This is a genomic window from Flavonifractor sp. An9 (assembly GCF_002161245.1).
GTDB classification, from domain to species: Bacteria; Bacillota; Clostridia; order Oscillospirales; family Oscillospiraceae; genus Flavonifractor; species Flavonifractor avicola.
Genome location: NZ_NFHC01000020.1, coordinates 1 through 20,422 on the forward strand (window position 1 = coordinate 1; position 20,422 = coordinate 20,422).

A 20,422-nucleotide genomic window follows, 5' to 3' on the forward strand; every position below is an offset into this window, starting at 1 on the left:
CAAGCCCAAGGAGTGATTGGTCAGCCAGTTGCTCCTCTCATTGTAGCTTAGGCACGAGATGGAGGGAAAGCCGGACTGGCTGTCCGGCTTTCCTGTCCAAATTTATTGTAATAGGAGTGCATCCCTTTGGCAAAATCCTCCGGACCCCGCACCAAAGTTACAGTTAAAACCTCGGCCCGTATGTCCAAAAAAGGTCCTCTCAGCCCCGAAGCCCTGCGGAAACTGGACGCCTGGTGGCGGGCCTCCAATTACCTGGCCGCCGGCCAGCTCTATCTGCGGGACAATCCCCTGCTTCGTACTCCTCTGAAGCCGGAGCATCTGAAGCACACCCCGGTGGGACACTGGGGCACGGTACCAGGCCAGAACTTTATCTATACTCACCTCAACCGGGTCATCACCAAGTACGACCTAAACATGATCTACATCTGCGGCCCCGGCCACGGTGGTTCCGCCGTACTGGCCCAGACCTATCTGGAGGGCACCTACAGCGAAGTCTACCCCAACGTAAGCCAGGATGAGGAGGGAATGCGCAAGCTCTTCCAGCAGTTCTCCTTCCCCGGCGGCGTGGGCAGCCACTGCGCCCCCGACACCCCCGGCTCTATCAACGAAGGCGGCGAGCTGGGTTACTCCCTGGCCCACGCCTTCGGAGCTGTCATGGACAATCCGGACCTGATCGCCGCCTGTGTCGTGGGCGACGGGGAGGCCGAGACCGCCCCTCTGGCTGCCGCCTGGCACGGCAACAAGTTCCTGGACCCGGTGGGAGACGGAGCGGTGCTCCCCATTCTCCACCTCAACGGCTACAAGAACGCCACCCCCTCCCTCTTCGCCCGTATCTCCGCCGAGGAGGTGGAGGACTTCTTCAAGGGCTGCGGCTGGACCCCCCGTTTCGTGGAGGGGGACGACCCGGCCCAAATGCACCAGAAGATGGCGGCCGCCCTGGACTGGGCAGTGCGTGAGATCCAGCGCATCCAGGAGAGCGCCCGTTCCTTCGGGGAAACCGAGCGTCCCCGTTGGCCCATGGTGGTGTTTCGTTCTCCCAAGGGCTGGACCTGTCCCAAAGAGGCGGATGGGGTAGCCCTGGAGGGCACCAGTCGGGTCCACCAGCTGCCTCTGGCGGTGGACGATGCCCACCCGGAGCGCTTGCCGATTCTGGAGGAGTGGCTGCGCTCCTATCATCCGGAGGAACTCTTCGATGAAGCAGGGGCACCCATCCCTGCTCTACGGGCTATGGCTCCCCAGGGAGAACGGCGAATGGGCTCCAACCCTCACGCCAACGGCGGTCTGCTGCTGCGTGACCTGCGCACCCCCGATTTCTCCAAATACGCGGTGGAGGTCCCCGCCCCCGGCGAGGCGGAGGCCGAGGACATGGCCGAGCTGGGCAAGTATGTCAAGGACGTGCTCAAACTGAACCAGAGAGCCAAAAACTTCCGCATCTTCTCCCCCGATGAGACCATGAGCAACAAGCTGTGGGCCGCCTTGGAGGCCAGCGACCGCCGGTGGAATGCCGACCGGCTGCCCTCCGATGAGGGACTGTCCCCCAGCGGGCGCATCCTGGACGGGATGCTGTCCGAGCATATGTGCCAGGGCTGGCTGGAGGGCTATCTGCTCACCGGCCGTCACGGTTTCCTCAACAGCTATGAGGCCTTTATCCGCATCGTGGACTCCATGGTGAGCCAGTACGCCAAGTGGCTCAAAGTGGCCGGTCCCCTGCCCTGGCGGCAGGACATCGCCTCCCTCAACTATGTGCTGTCCTCCAACGTGTGGCAGCAGGATCAGAACGGCTTTACCCACCAGGACCCCGGTTTTCTGGATCATGTGGCCAACAAGAAGGCGGACGTGGTGCGGCTCTACCTGCCCCCCGATGCCAACTGCCTGCTGTCCTGCTTCGACCACTGTATCAAAAGCCGCAACTACATCAATGTGCTGGTGACCTCCAAGCACCCCCGGCCCCAGTGGCTCACCATGGATGAGGCCATCAAGCACTGCACCCACGGCATTGGCATCTGGCAGTGGGCCTCCAACGACCAGGGGGCCGAGCCTGACGCAGTGCTGGCCTGCTGCGGCGAGACGCCCACCCTGGAGACCCTGGCTGCCGTCACCATCCTGCGGCGCTATCTGCCCGAGCTGAAGGTGCGGGTGGTCAACGTGGTGGATCTGATGAAGCTGCAGCCCCACACCGAGCACCCCCACGGTCTCACCGATGAGGACTACGATGTGCTCTTCACCACCGATAAGCCCATTATCTTCGCCTTCCACGGTTATGCTTCCCTGGTCCATGAGCTGACCTACCGGCGGCACAACAAGAACCTTCACGTCCGGGGCTATAAGGAAGAGGGCGGCCTTACTACCCCCTTCGATATGCGGGTGCAGAACAACATCGACCGCTTCGACCTGGTCATTGACACCGTCAAGCGGCTGCCCCAGCTGGGGAACCGGGGCGCCTTCCTTATCCAGCTGATGAAGGACAAGCTGGTGGAACACCGGCAGTATATCACCGCCCATGGCCAGGATATGCCCGAGATCCGGGACTGGAGATGGAACGGCGGCGCAGGGATCTGATCCACCTTGCCAAAGGGTCCGTTCTGTGCTAATCTTATAGAAATAGTATGGATGGGAAGGAATCTGTCATGAATATCTACGAATCCTCCGAAAACTACCTGGAAGCCATCCTCAGTCTCCGCCAGCGGCACGGTACGGTTCGCTCCATCGACATCGCCAATGAACTTCACTTCTCCAAGCCCAGCGTCAGCGTGGCTATGAAGAAGCTGCGGGAGAGCGGCTATATCGAGATGGACAAGGACGGACTCATCTCCCTCCTCCCCGCCGGAGAGGAGATCGCCAAGCGCATCTACGAGCGGCACCAGCTGCTTACCCAGTTTTTTACCTTCCTGGGTGTCAGCCCTGAGGTAGCCGCCGCCGATGCCTGCAAGATCGAGCACGACCTCAGCGAGGAGACCTTCCAGAAGATCAAGGAGCACGCTCTGGGCAACGGCGGGCTCTCCCAGGTGTAACTGTACCACTGTTAGCTATTTTAAATATTATCAATGAGCACATATCGCAACAAACTCGTTTTATAAACTATTTTATGCGTCAATTTCCTAGCGTTAGTATCATTTTATCATGGTTGTTAAGGAGGTATTTTATGCAAATAATGGTTATTGTTTTAGCCATCACCGCTATTGTGGCAATAATTATGTTAGTAAAATGCCCACCTTTAGCTTTAGGCTATTTATACTGCATAGTAGTTGGGCTCATTATGGCAATTATTTTTCTATCTCCTTATGTTAGCACGCCTGACGATATATTCTTTTGTGTAACCCTAGGCGCCGGTTTAGGTGCTGTATTTGGACTGCTATTTGCTTCAATCATCAACGATGATAGTAGCATTGGATCAATTATTGCAACTGCTATTTTTTTACCTATTCTGATGCTTATCGTTGGGTTTATCCTTGTAATGGCTCTTGCTTTTTTCTTTACTATATTAAGCATAAGCAACTCTGAACTATTTTCCATCCTTTCCATAGTGGGTCTGATCGCAGCGCTTGGAGGAGGCGGCGGTAGCGTGATTATTATACTGATCGATAATTGATAATGTCACACCGCGCAATGCTTGAATAATGTTTAAGCGACATTATTCTATAATATCCTTTATGCTGTATACTGCAAGTCGATCCATACCTGCAAAGTGGAGCGCGACCTCAGCGAGGAGACCTTCCAGAAGATCAAGGAGCACGCTCTGGGCAACGGCGGGCTCTCCCAGTCCTGAGTGCCTCCTATCCCCTGTCATTCTGAAAAAATGGCCGCCAATGGCGGCCATTTTTCGTGGGAATCCTTCATCTGCCACAGGAGAAACAAGTATGACCTTTGCCCAATTCAAAAAAACCTACGGTCTGTGCCTGGATAAGCAGCAGGAGGCCGCCGTTCAGGCTGTGGACGGCCCGGTGCTGCTGCTGGCGGTGCCCGGCAGCGGCAAAACCACCGTACTGGTGAGCCGCATCGGCTATCTGGTGCTGGGCCTGGGTGTGGACCCTCGGTCCATCCTCACCATGACCTATACTGTCTCCGCCGCCCGGGATATGCGCCAGCGCTTTGCCTCCTTCTTTGGCCCCGAGCTGGCGGAACGGCTGTCCTTCCGCACCATCAACGGGGTATGTTCCTCCATCATCCGCCGGTGCGAACAGCTGGTGGACCAGAAGGCCTTCGATCTGCTGGAGGACACCGGGCGGCAGGCCGCCCTCATCGGGGAGATCTGCCGTAATCTCACCCAGGAATACGCCCCGGAGGCCACCATCAAGGCCATTCAAACTGCCATCACCTATGTAAAAAACCATCTTCCCGGCCAGATCGATCTGAACGACGTTGAGGTGGAGGGGGTGGAATTTCCCGCTGTCTATAAGGCCTACAACCAAGCTCTGCGGCAGCGGCGGCTCATGGACTACGACGATCAGCTGGGCTATGCGTATCAAATTCTGCGCCGCTACCCTCAAATCCTTCAGGAGTGGCAGCGCCGCTACCCCTACCTGTGTGTGGATGAGGCACAGGATACCTCCCAAATCCAGCACGCCATCATCCGCCTGCTGGCGGGGAATCAGGTCCAGCTCTTCATGGTGGGGGATGAGGACCAGAGCATCTATGGCTTCCGGGCCGCCTGTCCCCAGGCTCTCCACGCCTTTGAGAACACCTATCCAGGTGCTCAGGTGCTGCTGCTGGAGCAGAATTACCGCTCCACCCGCCAGATCGTGGCGGCGGCGGACAAATTCATCCGGCTCAACACCCAGCGCCGCCCCAAGACCATGCACGCCGCCGGAGGGGACGGCCCCGCCATCCGGCAGGTAGAGGTGTACGACCGGCAGCGGCAGTATCAATATCTGGCCAAGGTGGCCCAAAATTGCGACCAGGAGACGGCGGTGCTCTACCGGGACAACGACAGCGCCCTCCCCCTCATGGACCTGCTGGAGCGCTCCGGTACCCCCTATCGCTGCCGCCAGGTGGACAGCGGCTTTTTCACCCACCGGGTGGTGCGGGATGTGACCAACCTCATCCGGCTGGCCCAGAACCCCTGGAACGGAGAGCTGTTCCTGGACCTATACTACAAGCTGGGGGCGGGCATCAGCCGTGCCGCCGCCCAGGAGGCAGTCAGCCAGTGTTCTCCCACCGGGGAGACCCTGCTGGAATATCTGGCGGGTTGCTCCACCCTCTCTCCCTGGAGCCGCAAGCAGTGTAAAGCTCTTCAGACTCACATGAATAACCTGCTGGAGGAGCGGGCAGACAAGGCGGTATACCGCATCGTCCACTTCATGGGTTACGGGGCCTACCTGGAAGACCGGGGGGCAGACAACAGCAAGCTGCCCATTCTGGAGGCTCTGGGGGCCAACGAGCCCACCCCCGCCGGACTGCTTCAGCGGCTGGATGAATTGGAGGAGGTGGTGCGCCGGGGCTCAGCTCACCCCGACTGCCTCTTCATTCTGTCCACTATCCACTCCAGCAAAGGTCTGGAGTACGACCGGGTGATTTTGATGGACGTGGCCGATGGACTACTGCCCAAGCTGCCTCCCACCCCCAAGGAGGACGAAACCGAGGAGGAGATCAACCAGCGGGAGGAGGAGCGGCGGCTCTTTTACGTAGGCATGACCCGGGCCCGCCAGGAGTTGTGGGTCATGACCTTCCGCCGTCCCGAGCTGGCCTCCACTTTTTCTTCCTTTCTCTTTCCGCAGAAAGAACCCCCAAAAAGAAAGGCTCCTGTCCGTAAAAGTCCCGATCCGGCGATCCTGTCCGCCCAGCTTACCGCCGCCGCCAAGGACTACATCCCCGGCACCCGGGTGCGCCACGCCCGCTATGGTCCCGGCCTGCTCACCACCCGGGACGGGGACCGGATCACCGTCCGCTTTGACGACGGCACGGTAAAGCCCTTCTCTCTCCCAACCGCCCTGGGCATGGGCCAGTTCACCCTGGAGGGCCACCGGCTGCCGTCGGGAGACTATGGTCAGATTGATGATTGACCGTCCAAAATTCAGGGCGCTATTTTTGTGGAAAACCACCTTTGAATGTCCCCATCCCATAAGTTATAATAAAAATACAACGTGTAGCTATCATCGGCGTAAATCCGGTTGATATCTGCACGTTGTTTCTTTTATACACTGAATGGGAGGAACTTATATGAAACGGATCAAAGCGGCGTGTGTTTGCCAGACCCTGCACTTTCAGCTGAAAGAAGGCGTAGAACACAACTTTGCGGTAGAGTCGGTCCGTCAGGAAGTAGCCTACTACAAAAAGCAGTTGGAGCGGAACGGCACCCAATATAAGATTTTGGAGGAGAATACGCTGCCCGACGGCTCCATCCTGCTGAAGATTATAAAGCAGTACAATCAAAGCCCGGTGAGCGATTATCTGAATTAAGAAAAGCGTGTGGCCAACGGCGTAAATCCAGCACTGGCCACACACTTTCTTTTGTTGGGAGGTCATTTGAAATGGAACAGGAACAGCGCTCCAATTCCTTCCTGGTCACCGACTCCATCGGGTCTTTGATGGCCCGGTACGCCGTGCCCTGCGTCATATCCTTGCTGGTAGCGGCCCTGTACAACATCGTGGACCAGATCTTCATCGCCAACGCGTCCTATCTGGGCTCCTACGGTAACGCCGCCAACACGGTGGTGTTTCCCCTGACCGTGGTAGCTCTGGCCATTGCCGTGCTCATCGGCGACGGCTGCTGTGCTCTGGTCAGCATCTGCCTGGGGGCCGGCGAGCACAAGCGGGCGGGCAGCAGCGTCGGCAACGCCGTGGTGCTCAGCCTGGCCGCCGGTCTGATCCTCACCGCCCTCTACCTCCTCTTCCAGGACCCTATTCTCACCATGTTCGGCGGGCGGGTCAACGAGGAGACCTTCCTCCACTCCAGGGAGTATTTCTTCTACATCACCCTGGGCGTACCCTTCTATCTGTTCGGTCAGGCCATGAACCCCATCATCCGCTCCGACGGTAGCCCCCGGTTTGCCATGGCCTCCACCCTGGCGGGAGCGGTGGTCAACCTGATCCTGGACCCGGTGTTTATCTTCGGCTTTCGGTGGGGCATGATGGGAGCCGCCGTGGCTACTGTACTGGGCCAGATCCTCACTGCCGCCCTGGCTGTGTGGTACCTGTGCCATATGAAGGCGGTATCCCTGAACCGAAGCTGCTTCGCCCTCCAGTGGAACGTCATCGCAAAGTTTCTCTCCCTGGGGGTATGCAGCCTGCTGTCCCAGATCTCTCTGGTGGCAGCCATGGCTGCTATTAACAACATGATCCGGCAATACGGTGCCCTGGACCCCATCTTCGGCCAGACCCAGTACGCCCAGATCCCCATGGCAGTGGTTGGTATCGTCATGAAGTTCTTCCAGATCGTCATCTCCATCGCCGTGGGGCTTGCCGCCGGGTGCATCCCCATTGTGGGCTACAACATCGGCGCCGGGCGGAAGGACCGGGCCAGGAACCTCTTTACCCACCTGCTGCTGGCCGAGGCGGCAGTAGGCGCGGTAGCCCTGCTCATTGTGGAGCTCCTCCCCACCCAGCTCATCGCCATCTTCGGTGCCGCCAATGAGAGCAGCTATTACACCGAATTTGCCGTTAAGTCCTTCCGCATCTACCTGTGCATGATGATCCTGGCCTGCGTCAACAAGGGCACCTTCATCTACCTCCAGTCCCTGGGCAAGGCCCTGGCCTCCACTGCCCTCTCCATGATCCGTGAGGTGGTATTCGGCGTGGGCTTCGCCCTGCTGCTTCCCCGCTTTTTCGGCCTGGACGGCGTGCTCTACTCCATGCCGGTATCTGACCTGCTGACCTTTCTCATTGCAGTCGTACTCATCCGGTCCACCTACCGGACCCTCAGGGCCTGAAAAAACGAAAAACGCCCGTGACGAAAGTCACAGGCGTTTTTGATTCTTACCGGGCCCGCAGCTCCCAGAACGCCACGGCACTGGCCGCCGCCACGTTGAGGGAGTCCACCCCGTGGGACATGGGGATACACACGGTGTAGTCGCAGGCGGCGATGGTGTGATCCGACAGGCCGTCCCCCTCGGTACCCAGCACGATGGCCAGCTTGTCCTCCTGCCGCAGGCGTGGGTCCTCAATGCTGATGGCAGTATCGCTGAGGGCCATGGCCACTGTCTTAAAGCCCAGAGCATTCAGGCGGCTCAGCCCCGGCTGGGGCCACTGGGAGGGGTCGTCCCCGATGCGGGTCCAGGGGATCTGGAATACGGTGCCCATACTCACACGGGCCGCCCGGCGGTACAGGGGGTCGCAGCAGGTAGGGGTAACCAGCACCGCGTCCATGTGGAGGGCGGCGGCGGAACGGAAGATGGCCCCCACGTTGGTGGAATCCACAATACCCTCCAGCACCGCCACACGCCGGGCACCTGCGCACAGCTCCTCCACTGTGGGCAGCACCGGCCGCCGCATGGCGCACAGCACGCCCCGGGTCACCTCATAGCCGGTGAGACCCTCCAACACATCCCGTTCGGCGGTGTAAAGGGGCAGGTCACCGCACCGGGCCACCACCTCTTTGGCGGGCCCGTCGATCTTCTTGCGCTCCATCAGCAGGGACAGGGGCTCATACCCGGCGTCCAGGGCCCGCAGGATCACCTTGGGGCTCTCGGCAATAAAGATGCCCTTCTCCGGCTCCAGCCGGTTGCGCAGCTGGGCCTCGGTAAGCCGGGCGTAGCAGTCCAGCTGAGGATCGGAATAGTCGGTGATCTCAATAATGTTGGCCATGGTGTCTCTTCTCCTGCCTTCTCTTCACCCTTCATTCAGAAGGTTGTTCTCTCTTGGTACAGAGTTATTTTTTATTATACCGCACCCGCTCGCCTGTGGCAACGCACATTCTTCCGGCGTTGGCTTTCTGTAAATTTTCTCCTGGCTATTTACAAAATTCGTCAAAGTGTTTAAAATAAGGATACTCCCATTGGGAGGACTAAGAGAGAGAACAGGAGGTCATATCATGTTCTGTAAGTATTGCGGTCGTCAGATCGCAGACGGCAGTCTGTTTTGCCCTGGCTGTGGAAACCAGTTGAATTCCGCGCAGGAAACACCGCCCCAGGCTGGGGCTTCCTCCTACCAGCAGACTCCCCCCAGCCAGCCCGGCAGTTATCCCAACTACACTCCCACTACGCCCCCGCCTGTCGGCGGCTACCGTCCCAACGGCGGCTACCAGAGTCCCAACAGCGTCTCCACTTTCAATGGTTATCCCATGAAATGGTATAAATTTTTAATTTATTTTGCGCTGTTTGCATCCTGTGTGGGTGGTGTGATTTCCGGTATCCTTTTAATAGCCGGAAAAGCTTATGGAGAAGAGTCGGAGTTAATTTATCTCTTCTTCGGTGAATTGCGGATCGTTGATTTGCTTAGCGGAATTGTTATGATCGCGCTGGGTGTAATGGCCATTTTTGTCCGTCAAAAATTGGTTCAGTTTCGGAAAGATGCCCCTTCCTACTTGCTTATATTTTTAAGTATTAACACCGCACATTCAGCTGCCCGTCTGATTTTGACAGCCGCGTTGGCTGGCGACCTCTTCTTTTCCTCTTCGCTTGCAGGTTCGTATGTATTGGGACTTGCACTCTCCGTATTGATAATTGCACTTAATAACACCTACTTCAAAAAGCGCGCTTCCCTGTTTGTCAACTGATTTGTACCAAAAAAGCCGGATGGCATGGCCATCCGGCTTTTTTCTTTAATAGAGTACCCGGCGGACCACCGCCAGCAGGGGTTCGCAATCCTCCTCCCCCCGCAGCAGGGCGGTAATCAGCATGGAAAATACCAGTTCCACAAACCCCTCCGTGGTCAGGCGGCTGTCAAATACCGACTGGTTGACCTGCTTATCTTCCCAGAGTACCCGGCACAGGGACTCCCGCAGCTGGCCCTGAGCCCGTTCCATCATCCGGCGACCCTCCACCTTGCCCTCTCCAGTGGTAAAGCCCATGGCATGGAGGATCAAAAATCCCTGATAACGGCGATTTCCCTCCTGTATGCTGTCATGCAGCCACTGGACCACCTTGCAGAACCGCTCCTCTTCCGGCAGATCCTCCGGTACATGGAAAAGTTCCTGCCATACGCTCTCCACCGTGGCCGCCACCAGCTCTGTCTTGGAGGGAAAATAGTTGTACAGCGATCCCACGGACACACCACAGCGTACCGCTACCGAGCGCATATGGATGGCTGACCATCCCTTCTCCTGAAGCATCAGGCGGCTGGCCTCCAGGATCTCGTCCCGGGAAATCACCGCATTCCGCATCAGACTCACCTCTCTCTTTGATCACCGGTCCGGCGGCATTACTCCAGCCGTGTCCCACAGGTGGCGCAGAACAGGCTGTCCCCATCTACCGGGCTGCCGCACTTGGGACATACCCGTCCGCTTTCGGCGGCAGGCGGCTCCATCTTGGCACCGCAGCCGCCGCAGAAGGCAGAATCCGGTCCCACCTCTGCCCCGCACTCCGGGCAGATGCGGATGCCCTTGATCTGACGGATCTGGGCCTGATACTGGGCAATCTGGGCATAGGCGGCCCGGATTCCTTCAATTTGAGCGGCATATTCATAGTCCGGGTCGTTCTGGTGCCGGTCATAGCAGGCCTGCCCCAGCTCCCGCAGCAGGGCTGCTGCCTGCCGCTCCTGCTCGGCAATGGCTCCGTTGAGCCGGGTCACCTCCGTAAAGTTCTTGGTGTGCTTGGCCACGCCCTGCCCTGCGTCGGACAGCCGCTTGCTGATCCCATCCAAAAACTGAGACATACTCATGCTCCTTTCTCCCCACCTCCAGGTGGGGCCTGGATTTGATTTCCCTCACAATATAACATAGCCGCCCCTCTTTTTCAACCGGAGCAAACTGTCCGGTTCCCTCTTGACTTTTTCGCTTTAAAGCAGTAAAATACACAACGATACAATTTCCAGTTGGAAAAACATCCGCCTCCCCTCCCCCGCTGTGCGGAACCGGGAGGCGCAAAGGAGTCAGCTGTCATGGTTATCACAGACTTTCTGGAGCGCAACGCCCGGCTGTACCGGGACGAGCCCGCCCTGGTGGAGATCAACCCCTCGGAGGAGCGGGACAAGGCCACCACCTGGCGGGAGTTCAGCCTCATCGAGCGCAACCGTCCCGACGAGCCCTACCGCCGGGAGATCACCTGGGGCCAGTTTGACAAGAAGGCCAACCGCTTTGCCAACCTGCTGCTCAGCCGCGGGCTGAAGCGGGGCACCAAAGTGGGTATCCTGCTGATGAACTGCCTGGAGTGGCTGCCGGTGTATTTCGGCATCCTGAAGGCGGGCTGTCTGGCCGTCCCCATGAACTTCCGCTATTCCTCCGACGAGATCCGCTACTGTCTGGATCTGGCCGATGTGGAGGCGCTGGTGTTCGGCCCTGAGTTCATCGACCGGCTGGAGCCCATCCTTCCCGACCTGGGCCGGGTGCGCCAGTGGTTCTATGTGGGCAACCACACCCCCGCCTTCGCTGAGAGTTATCGGGAGCTTGTCATGTACTGCACCATTGAGCCCCCTCCGGTCCATCTGGAGCTGAGCGATCTGGCGGCCATCTACTTCTCCTCGGGTACCACCGGCTTCCCCAAGGCCATTCTACATAATCACAAGGCCCTGCTCTCCTCCTGCCTCACCGAGCAGCACCACCACGGCCAGACCCATGAGGACGTATTCCTGTGCATTCCGCCCCTGTACCACACCGGCGCCAAGATGCACTGGTTCGGCTCCCTGGCCAGCGGCGGCAAGGCGGTATTGCTGCGAGGGGTGTCCCCGGAGTGGATCCTCCGAACGGTCACCGAGGAAAAGTGTACCATCGTGTGGCTGCTGGTACCCTGGGCCCAGGACATCCTGGATGCCATCGACAGCGGCCGGGTCAATCTGGACGACTACCTGCTGGACCAGTGGCGGCTCATGCACATCGGCGCTCAGCCGGTACCGCCCAGCCTGATCCACCGGTGGAAGAAGTTCTTCCCCCACCACCAGTACGACACCAACTACGGTCTGTCCGAGTCCATCGGTCCCGGCTGCGTCCATCTGGGGGTGGAGAACATCGACAAGGTGGGCGCCATCGGCAAGCCGGGCTATCTGTGGGCCGCCAAGGTGGTGGACGAGCACGGTGTGGAGGTGCCCCAGGGCCAGGTGGGCGAGCTTATCGTCTGCGGCCCCGGCGTGATGCAGTGCTACTACAAAAACCCGGAAGCCACCGCCGAGGTGCTCAAGGGAGACTGGTTGTACACCGGCGACATGGCCGAGGTGGATGAGGACGGCTTTATCTATCTGGTGGACCGGAAGAAAGACGTGGTCATCTCCGGCGGCGAGAACCTGTACCCGGTGCAGATCGAGGACTTCCTGCGGAAGTTCGACAAGCTGAAGGACGTGGCGGTTATCGGCCTGCCCGATCCCCGGCTGGGCGAGATCGCCGCCGCCATTGTGGAGGTGAAGGAGGGTGTCTCCTGCACCGAAGAGGAGATCAACGCTTTCTGTCAGGAGCTGCCCCGGTACAAGCGGCCCCGGAAGATCATCTTCGACCATGTGCCCCGCAACCCCACCGGCAAGATCGAAAAGCCGGTGCTGCGTGAGAAATACTGCCACGGCCGTCTGGTGGAGGCTCAGATCTCCAACTGATCCAGTCCGCCGGGCAACAAGGAGTGTTCCCCTGTGACCGATATGCTCATCAAAGTATCTCTACTTGTCCTGTTTTTCGCCGTCATGGTGGGCATCGGGCTGTACTGCCGCCGCCACACCACCAACGTCAACGGCTTCGTGCTGGGGGGCCGGTCGGTGGGCCCCTGGCTCACCGCCTTCGCCTACGGCACCAGCTACTTCTCCGCTGTGGTCTTTGTGGGCTACGCCGGCCAGTTCGGCTGGCGCTTCGGCATCGCCGCCACCTGGGCAGGCCTGGGCAACGCCTTTCTGGGCTCCCTGCTGGCCTGGGTGGTGCTGGGCCGCCGCACCCGCATTATGACCCAGCACCTGGACAGCGCCACTATGCCCGAGTTCTTCGGCCGCCGCTTTGACAGCAGCAGGCTGAAGATCACTGCCTCCGTCATCATCTTTATCTTCCTTATCCCCTACACCGCCAGCCTGTACAACGGCCTGTCCCGGCTCTTCGCCATGGCCTTCGACATCGACTACGCCGTGTGCGTCGTAGTAATGGCGGTGCTCACCGGGGTGTACGTCATCGCCGGAGGCTATATGGCCACCGCCATCAACGACTTCATCCAGGGCATTATCATGATCTTCGGTATCATCGCCGTCATTGCCGCGGTGCTCAACACCCAGGGCGGTCTGACCGGAGCCCTGGACGCCCTGGCCCGGGTCAGCGACCCCGCCGTGTCCGATACCCCCGGCGTGTTTGCCTCCTTCTTCGGCCCCGACCTGCCCAGCCTTATGGGCGTGGTGGTACTCACCAGCCTGGGCACCTGGGGTCTGCCCCAGATGGTTCAGAAGTTCTATGCCATTAAAAGCGAGTCGGCCATCACCAAGGGCACTGTGATCTCCACCGCCTTCGCCCTGGTGGTGGCGGGAGGCTGCTACTTCCTGGGCGGCTTCGGGCGGCTCTTCTCCACCCCGGAGACGGTGGCTACTCAAGGCTACGACTCCATCATCCCCGCCATGCTCTCCGGTCTGCCCTCCATCCTCATCGCGGTGGTGGTCATTCTGGTTCTCTCCGCCTCCATGTCCACCCTGTCCTCTCTGGTGCTGGCCTCCAGCTCCACCCTCACCCTGGACTTTATTAAGGACAACCTGATCAAGGACATGGATGAGAAGCGGCAGGTCCGCTGGATGCGGTCCCTGGTTGTGGTGTTCATCGCCATTTCCGTGGTACTGGCCATTGTTCAGTACCGGTCCAACCTGACCTTCATTGCCCAGCTTATGGGCGTGTCCTGGGGCGCACTGGCCGGGGCCTTCCTGGCTCCCTTCCTCTACGGACTGTACTGGAAGCGCACCACCAAGGCCGCCTGCGCCGTATGTTTCCTCTTCTCTACCGTGGTCATGCTGGCCAACATCTTCGCCGGGGCCTGGTTCCCTCCGGTACTCCAGTCCCCCATCAACTGCGGCGCCTTCTGCATGGTGGCCGGCCTCATCATCGTGCCGGTGGTCAGTCTCATCACCCCCGCCCCCGGCCCCGGCCGGGTGAAGGAGATCTTCTCCTGCTACGAGCGCACCGTCACCGTGGCGGTCACCGATTCCATCGGACCCCGGAACGCCCTGGAGAAGGAAGGTCCTGTAAAAAAGAATTGACTTTACCGACGAAAAGTGATAAAGTTATACCGTTCAAATTGCGAGAACGGAACCAGGTAGAGGCCGTTTCGCCGGAAAATCGTCGTCCTCTGCATCCGATGCAGAGGACGCTTTTTATTTTCCGCCAGCCTCTGGAAAAGGAGAAATGCACCATGAAAACCCTGATGCTCGGCAACGAGGCCGTGGCCCGGGGCCTCTATGAGGCGGGCTGCGCCGTTGTCTCCAGCTACCCAGGCACCCCCAGCACCGAGATCACCGAGGCGGTGGCCAAGTTCCCCCAGGTGTACGCCGAATGGGCCCCCAATGAGAAGGTGGCCATGGAGACCGCCTTCGGCGCCTGTCTGGCGGGCAAGCGGTCCTTCTGCGGCATGAAGCACGTTGGCCTCAACGTGGCCGCCGATCCCCTGTTCACCATCGCCTATACCGGCGTCAACGCCGGTATGATTATCGCTGTGGCCGACGACGCCGGGATGCACTCCTCCCAGAATGAGCAGGACTCCCGCCACTACGCCCGCTCGGCCAAGCTGCCCATGCTGGAGCCCGCCGACTCTGCCGAGGCTCTGGCCTTCACCAAGGCGGCCTATGAGCTGTCCGAGCGGTTCGACACCCCGGTGCTCCTCAAGATGTGCACCCGTGTGTCCCACTCCCAGAGCGTGGTGGAGACCGGGGAGCGGGTGGAGCCTCCCGCCCGGCCCTACGAGAAGAACCCCGCCAAGTACATCATGATGCCCGGCTATGCCAAGCTGCGCCACCCGGTGGTGGAGCAGCGCACCCAGGCCCTGGCCGACTGGGCGGAGAGCTGCTCTCTAAACCGGATCGAGGCAGGCGCTGACCACAGCATGGGCATCCTCACCTCCTCCACCAGCTACCAGTATGTAAAGGAAGTAGTGGGAGACAAGTACCCCGTCCTCAAGCTGGGCATGGTGTGGCCCCTGCCCTCCAAGCTGATCCGTGACTTCGCCGCCAGCGTGGATAAGCTGGTGGTGGTGGAGGAGCTGGACGGCTTCCTGGAGACCTGGTGCCGGGAGCTGGGCCTGGAGGTGGAGGGCAAATCCTCCTTCTCCCTCATCGACGAGCTGAGCCAGAACAAGGTGGCCGCCAAGCTGGGTACCGCCCCTGAGGCGGGCAAAACCCTGGAGACCGCCATCCCCAACCGCCCCCCCGTCATGTGCGCCGGCTGCCCCCACCGCGGCCTGTTCTACACCCTCAACAAGATGAAGCTCACCGTGCTGGGCGACATCGGCTGCTATACCCTGGGTGCGGTGGCTCCCCTGTCCGCCATTGACTCCACCATCTGCATGGGAGCCTCGGTGTCCGGCATCCACGGCTTCCTGAAGGCCTCCGGCGGCCAGATGGACGGCAAGACGGTGGCAGTCATCGGTGACTCCACCTTCATGCACTCGGGCATTACGGGCCTGGTCAACATCGCCTACAACGAGTCTAACGCCACTGTTATTATCCTGGACAACTCCATCACCGGCATGACCGGCCATCAGCAAAACCCCACCACCGGCTTCAACCTGAAGGGGGACCCCTGCACCAAGATCGACCTGGAGTCCCTGTGCAAGGCCGTGGGTATCCGCCGGGTGCGGGTGGTGGACCCCTACGACCTGAGCCAGTGCGAGCAGGTCATCAAGGAGGAGCTGGCCGCCCCCGAGGCGTCGGTGGTTATCTCCCGCCGTCCCTGCGCCCTGCTGAAATACGTCAAGCACAAGGCGCCCCTAACGGTAGACACCGGCAAGTGCGTGGGCTGCAAGGCCTGCATGAAGATCGGCTGCCCCGCCATTTCGGTGACGGACGGCAAGGCCGGGGTGGACGCCACCCTGTGCGTGGGCTGCGGCGTGTGCCAGCAGCTGTGTAAGTTTGACGCCCTCCAGACGGGTGAGGAGGTGTGAACATGGATACGAAAAATATTATGATCGTAGGCGTAGGCGGCCAGGGTTCCCTGCTGGCCAGCAAGCTGCTGGGCCGTCTGCTGCTGGACCAGGGCTATGACGTGAAGGTGTCCGAGGTCCACGGCATGAGCCAGCGGGGCGGCAGCGTAGTCACCTACGTCCGCTTCGGCGACAAGGTGTACTCCCCCATCATCGATCAGGGGGAGGCCGATTTTATCGTCTCCTTTGAGCTGCTGGAGGCCGCCCGCTACACCGCCTTCCTCAAGAGCGGCGGGCGCATCATCACCAACACCCAGCAGATCAACCCCATGCCTGTTATCACCGGCGCTGCCGCCTATCCCCAGGACCTGGTGGGCCAGATGAAGGAGGCCGGAGTGCTGGTGGACGCCATGGACGCCCTGGCCCTGGCCGAGGAGGCCGGTTCCCCCAAGGCGGTAAACCTGGTGCTCATGGGCCGTCTGTCCCGGTACTTTGACCTGCCGGAGGAGGCCTGGCAGCAGGCCCTGGCCCGCAGCGTACCGGAAAAATTCCTGGAACTCAACCGTAAAGCCTTCCACCTGGGCAGAAATTCCTGAGCCGCGAGGAGAGAGAAGCATGGAGCGTTACTATCAGAAAGATATTGAGTGCGCCAGCCGGGAGCAGATCCGCGCCTGGCAGGATGAGCGCCTGGTCAAGCAGGTCCGCAACGTGTGGGACAACGTCCCCTACTACCGCAAGAAGATGGAGGAGAAGGGCCTGACCCCCGAGGACATCAAGGGTGTGGACGATCTGCACAAGCTGCCCTTCGTCACCAAGGCCGACCTGCGGGAGGCCTATCCCTACGGCCTGGTGGCCCGGCCTTTGAAGGACTGCGTCCGCATCCAGTCCACTTCCGGCACCACCGGCAAGCGGGTGGTGGCCTTCTACACCCAGCACGACATTGACCTGTGGGAGGACTGCTGCGCCCGGGCCATTACGGCCGCCGGCGGCACCAACGAGGACGTATGCCAGGTGAGCTACGGCTACGGCCTGTTCACCGGCGGCCCCGGCCTCAACGGCGGCTCCCACAAGGTGGGCTGTCTTACCATCCCCACCTCCTCGGGCAACACCGAGCGGCAGATCATGTTCATCCGGGATCTGAACGCCACCATTCTGTGCTGCACACCCTCCTATGCCGCCTATCTGGCTGAGAGCATGAAGGAGATGGGCCTCACCCCCGACCAGATCCCCCTGAAGGCGGGCATCTTCGGCGCCGAGGCCTGGAGCCAGGAAATGCGGCAAAACATTGAGGAGACCCTGGGCATCAAGGCCTATGACATCTACGGCCTCACCGAGCTGTCCGGCCCCGGCGTGGCCTTCGAGTGCTCCGCCCAGAGCGGAATGCACATCAACGAGGACCACTTCATTGCCGAGATCATTGACCCGGAGACCGGCGAAGTCCTCCCCGAGGGGTCCAAGGGCGAGCTGGTGTTCACCTCCATCACCAAGGAGGCCTTCCCCCTGCTGCGCTACCGCACCCGGGACATCTGTGTGCTCCACCATGAGGACTGCCCCTGCGGCCGCACCCACATCAAGATGAGCAAGCCCATGGGCCGCAGCGACGATATGCTCATCATCAAGGGCGTCAACGTGTTCCCGTCCCAGATCGAGACGGTACTCATGGGCCAGAGCTTCGCCCCCAACTATCAGATCATCGTGGACCGGGTGAACAACACCGACACCATGGAGGTGCTGGTGGAGATGACCCCGGAGATGTTCTCCGACCAGCTGAGCCAGGTGGCCGAAAAGGAGAAGCAGGTTGTGGCCGCCCTCAAGGCCATGCTGGGCATCTACGCCAAGGTCCGTCTGGTGGCCCCCAAGTCCATCCAGCGCTCCGAGGGCAAGGCGGTCCGCGTCATCGACAAGCGGAAAATCTAAGAGAGGAGCAAGGTTATGACCATCCAACAGATTTCTGTCTTTCTGGAAAACCGGGCGGGGCAGCTGGCGGAGATCACCGCCATCCTGTCCGAACATCAGATCAATATGCGGGCCCTCCACATCGCCGAGACCAGCGACTACGGCGTGCTGCGCATGATCGTGGATCAGCCCCAGCAAGCTGCCTCCCTGCTGCTGGAGCACGGCTTCATCGTCTCCATGACTCCGGTGGTGGCGGTGCTGGTACCCGACGAGCCTGGCGGCCTGGGCCGTATTCTGTCCCTGCTGGCTAAGGAATCCATTGATGTGGAGTACGTCTACTCGGTCTTTGGCCAGGTGGACGGCCAGGCCTGCATGATCTTCCGTGTGGCCGACGCCGTGGGGCTGGCCAGCCTGCTCCAGGCCAACGCCATGCCCCCCGCCCGTGGCGAGGCGCTGGGCGTCCATTAACGAGAAAAGCGAGGTTGAACTGTTATGCAGCCGTTGAGTAAGAAAACCCAGTATTTCACTGACTCCGTGATCCGCCGGATGACCCGCATCGCCATTGCCAACAACGCCATCAATCTGGCCCAGGGCTTCCCTGACTTCGACCCGCCCAAGGCGCTGCTGGACCGGCTGGCTGAGGTGGCCCATGAGGGTCCCCATCAGTACCCCATCACCATGGGCGCCCCCAACTTCCGTCGGGCCCTGGCCAAGAAGTGCGGACGCTTCATGGGCCGCGCCCTGGACACGGAGACCGAGATGGTGGTGACCATCGGCTCCACCGAGGCCATGGTAGACACCATCTTTGCCCTCACCAATCCCGGGGACAAGGTCATTCTCTTCTCCCCCTACTTCGAGAACTACCACGCCCAGGTACTCTTTGCCGACTGCGAGCCCATCTACGTGCCGCTGGTTCCTCCCGCCTTCGGCTTCGACGCCAACGTGCTGGAGGACGCCTTTAAGCAGCATCCCAAGGCCATCCTCATCTGCAATCCCTCCAACCCCAGCGGCAAGGTGTTTACCGAGGAGGAGCTGAAGCTCATTGCGGACCTGTGCATCAAGTACGATGTGTACGCCATCATGGACGAGGTGTACGAGCACATCGTCTACGCCCCCCACAAGCACACCTATATGAACTCCATCCCCGGTATGTGGGAGCGCACCGTATCCTGCTCCTCCCTGTCCAAGACCTACTCCATCACCGGCTGGCGTCTGGGCTACGCCATCGCCCCCAAGCATCTGATGGACAAGATCAAACAGTACCACGACTTCAACGCCGTTGGAGCCCCCTCCCCTCTGATGGAGGCCGCCATCGCCGGTCTGGAGATGCCCGACAGCTACTATGAGGAATTCGGAGCCCATTACGCCCACATGAAGGAGCTGTTCACAAGGGGTCTGGACAACATCGGTATCCCCTACACCGACCCCCAGGGCACCTATTTTGTGCTGGCTGACATCGGTCCCTACCTGAAAAAGGGCCAGACCGACGTGGAGTTCTGCGAAGAGCTGACCCAAAAGGTAGGCGTGGCCGCCGTGCCCGGCACCTCCTTCTTCATGGAGGACGTACCCAACATCGTCCGACTCCACTTCGCCAAGAAGGATGAGACCCTGCTGGAGGCTCTGGACCGCCTGTCCCACATCAAGGAGAAAATGGCCTGAGTCAGGAGGGACCCATGCGCATCATTATCTCCCCCGCCAAAAAAATGCGGGTGGAAACCGACAGCTTCGCCCCCGAGGGCCTGCCTGCCTTTCTGCCCGAGACCAGGCGGCTGCTGGCGGCTTTAAAGGAAATGGACGGCCTCCAGCTGCAAAAGCTGTGGAAGTGCAACGACTCCATCGCCGCCCTCAATCTGGAGCGGCTGGCCCACATGGATCTGGAAGGGCGACTCACCCCCGCCCTGCTGTCCTACGAGGGCATCCAGTACCAGTATATGGCCCCCGGCGTCTTTGACCGGGAACAGCTGGACTATGTGAAGGAGCACCTGCGTATCCTCTCCGGCTTCTATGGGCTTCTCCGCCCCTTCGACGGGGTAACTCCCTACCGGCTGGAGATGGCCGCCCCCCTGAAGGTGGACGGCCACAAGGACCTGTACACCTTCTGGGGGAACAAGCTGGCAGAGGCACTGGCCGCCCAGACCGATCTGGTGGTCAATCTGGCCTCCAAGGAGTACAGCAAAGCTGTCTCCCCCCACCTGCCCTCCGCTGTCGCCTTCCTCACCTGCACCTTCGGGGAGGAAAAGAACGGCAAGGTGTTGGAAAAAGGCACCATGTGCAAGATGGCCCGGGGAGAGATGGTCCGCTGGATGGCGGAGCATAATATCCATCAGGCGGAGGAGCTCCAGGCCTTCGATCAGCTGGACTATACCTTCTCCCCCGCCCATTCCGATCCCCAACACTATGTTTTCCTGAAGGAGGAACCCTGA

19 protein-coding genes are annotated in these 20,422 nt (G+C 60.2%); 15 read left to right on the forward strand and 4 right to left on the reverse strand.

Translation table 11 applies throughout. From position 1 onward, the window contains the following. Window positions 1-180: 180 nt before the first annotated feature. The 3 genes from B5G40_RS12210 to B5G40_RS12220 all read left to right on the forward strand — a co-directional run bounded on the left by B5G40_RS12210 (window position 181) and on the right by B5G40_RS12220 (window position 3,589). A complete protein-coding gene (locus B5G40_RS12210; protein ID WP_164496951.1) occupies window positions 181-2,559 on the forward strand; it encodes a phosphoketolase family protein in 2,379 nt (792 codons plus the stop codon). A gap of 68 nt (window positions 2,560-2,627) precedes the next feature. After that, entirely contained in the window at window positions 2,628-3,011 is a 384-nt protein-coding gene (locus B5G40_RS12215) for a metal-dependent transcriptional regulator (protein ID WP_087399780.1), read from the forward strand. Between the two features lie 131 nt (window positions 3,012-3,142). Further along, the gene (locus tag B5G40_RS12220) at window positions 3,143-3,589 is read left to right on the forward strand and encodes a hypothetical protein (RefSeq protein ID WP_087399781.1); all 447 of its coding nucleotides are present in this window, start codon (window positions 3,143-3,145) and stop codon (window positions 3,587-3,589) included. A 42-nt stretch (window positions 3,590-3,631) separates the two neighbouring features. Here the strand turns inward: B5G40_RS12220 and B5G40_RS12225 are convergent, their stop codons facing one another. Then, window positions 3,632-3,844 carry a hypothetical protein gene (locus B5G40_RS12225; protein ID WP_206407240.1) on the reverse strand — a complete coding sequence of 71 codons (213 nt, stop codon included), beginning with the start codon at window positions 3,842-3,844 and terminating at the stop codon, window positions 3,632-3,634. A 13-nt stretch (window positions 3,845-3,857) separates the two neighbouring features. On the opposite strand from B5G40_RS12225, the gene B5G40_RS12230 reads away from it, so the two are divergent. From B5G40_RS12230 to B5G40_RS12240, 3 genes are all read left to right on the forward strand, one after another. Further along, window positions 3,858-5,999, forward strand: a complete 2,142-nt coding sequence (locus B5G40_RS12230; protein WP_087399783.1) for an ATP-dependent helicase — start codon at window positions 3,858-3,860, stop codon at window positions 5,997-5,999. Window positions 6,000-6,156: 157 nt separating this feature from the next. Continuing rightward, on the forward strand, window positions 6,157-6,396 hold the full coding sequence (locus tag B5G40_RS12235; protein WP_087399784.1) for a hypothetical protein: 240 nt from the start codon (window positions 6,157-6,159) through the stop codon (window positions 6,394-6,396). Between the two features lie 71 nt (window positions 6,397-6,467). Continuing rightward, on the forward strand, window positions 6,468-7,865 hold the full coding sequence (locus B5G40_RS12240) for an MATE family efflux transporter (protein WP_087399785.1): 1,398 nt from the start codon (window positions 6,468-6,470) through the stop codon (window positions 7,863-7,865). A gap of 46 nt (window positions 7,866-7,911) precedes the next feature. On the opposite strand, the gene B5G40_RS12245 is transcribed toward B5G40_RS12240, so the two are convergent. Then, window positions 7,912-8,739 carry a TrmH family RNA methyltransferase gene (locus B5G40_RS12245; protein WP_087399786.1) on the reverse strand — a complete coding sequence of 276 codons (828 nt, stop codon included), beginning with the start codon at window positions 8,737-8,739 and terminating at the stop codon, window positions 7,912-7,914. A 226-nt stretch (window positions 8,740-8,965) separates the two neighbouring features. Between B5G40_RS12245 and B5G40_RS12250 the strand changes: the two genes are divergently transcribed. Continuing rightward, window positions 8,966-9,649 carry a zinc ribbon domain-containing protein gene (locus B5G40_RS12250; protein WP_087399787.1) on the forward strand — a complete coding sequence of 228 codons (684 nt, stop codon included), beginning with the start codon at window positions 8,966-8,968 and terminating at the stop codon, window positions 9,647-9,649. Window positions 9,650-9,694: 45 nt separating this feature from the next. On the opposite strand, the gene B5G40_RS12255 is transcribed toward B5G40_RS12250, so the two are convergent. Both B5G40_RS12255 and B5G40_RS12260 read right to left on the reverse strand, forming a co-directional pair. Then, window positions 9,695-10,255, reverse strand: coding sequence for a TetR/AcrR family transcriptional regulator (locus B5G40_RS12255; RefSeq protein WP_087399788.1), 561 nt, complete (start codon window positions 10,253-10,255; stop codon window positions 9,695-9,697). Between the two features lie 38 nt (window positions 10,256-10,293). Next, window positions 10,294-10,752 carry a zinc ribbon domain-containing protein gene (locus B5G40_RS12260; protein WP_087399789.1) on the reverse strand — a complete coding sequence of 153 codons (459 nt, stop codon included), beginning with the start codon at window positions 10,750-10,752 and terminating at the stop codon, window positions 10,294-10,296. Between the two features lie 219 nt (window positions 10,753-10,971). Between B5G40_RS12260 and B5G40_RS12265 the strand changes: the two genes are divergently transcribed. The 8 genes from B5G40_RS12265 (at window position 10,972) to yaaA (ending at window position 20,422) form a co-directional block, all read left to right on the forward strand. Next, window positions 10,972-12,609, forward strand: a complete 1,638-nt coding sequence (locus B5G40_RS12265; RefSeq protein ID WP_087187144.1) for a class I adenylate-forming enzyme family protein — start codon at window positions 10,972-10,974, stop codon at window positions 12,607-12,609. A gap of 42 nt (window positions 12,610-12,651) precedes the next feature. Further along, window positions 12,652-14,229: a sodium:solute symporter family protein gene (locus B5G40_RS12270; RefSeq protein WP_087399820.1), complete on the forward strand. Its 1,578-nt coding sequence runs from the start codon at window positions 12,652-12,654 to the stop codon at window positions 14,227-14,229. Between the two features lie 152 nt (window positions 14,230-14,381). Next, on the forward strand, window positions 14,382-16,124 hold the full coding sequence (gene iorA, locus B5G40_RS12275) for an indolepyruvate ferredoxin oxidoreductase subunit alpha (protein WP_087399790.1): 1,743 nt from the start codon (window positions 14,382-14,384) through the stop codon (window positions 16,122-16,124). Between the two features lie 2 nt (window positions 16,125-16,126). After that, window positions 16,127-16,699: an indolepyruvate oxidoreductase subunit beta gene (locus B5G40_RS12280; protein WP_087399791.1), complete on the forward strand. Its 573-nt coding sequence runs from the start codon at window positions 16,127-16,129 to the stop codon at window positions 16,697-16,699. A 19-nt stretch (window positions 16,700-16,718) separates the two neighbouring features. Continuing rightward, complete coding sequence (locus B5G40_RS12285; RefSeq protein WP_087399792.1) at window positions 16,719-18,020, forward strand: phenylacetate--CoA ligase family protein; 1,302 nt, start codon at window positions 16,719-16,721, stop codon at window positions 18,018-18,020. Window positions 18,021-18,035: 15 nt separating this feature from the next. Then, window positions 18,036-18,467, forward strand: coding sequence for an ACT domain-containing protein (locus tag B5G40_RS12290; RefSeq protein ID WP_087187148.1), 432 nt, complete (start codon window positions 18,036-18,038; stop codon window positions 18,465-18,467). 24 nt (window positions 18,468-18,491) lie between these two features. After that, entirely contained in the window at window positions 18,492-19,658 is a 1,167-nt protein-coding gene (locus B5G40_RS12295) for a pyridoxal phosphate-dependent aminotransferase (RefSeq protein ID WP_087399793.1), read from the forward strand. Between the two features lie 14 nt (window positions 19,659-19,672). Further along, window positions 19,673-20,422 carry a peroxide stress protein YaaA gene (gene yaaA / locus B5G40_RS12300; protein WP_087399794.1) on the forward strand — a complete coding sequence of 250 codons (750 nt, stop codon included), beginning with the start codon at window positions 19,673-19,675 and terminating at the stop codon, window positions 20,420-20,422.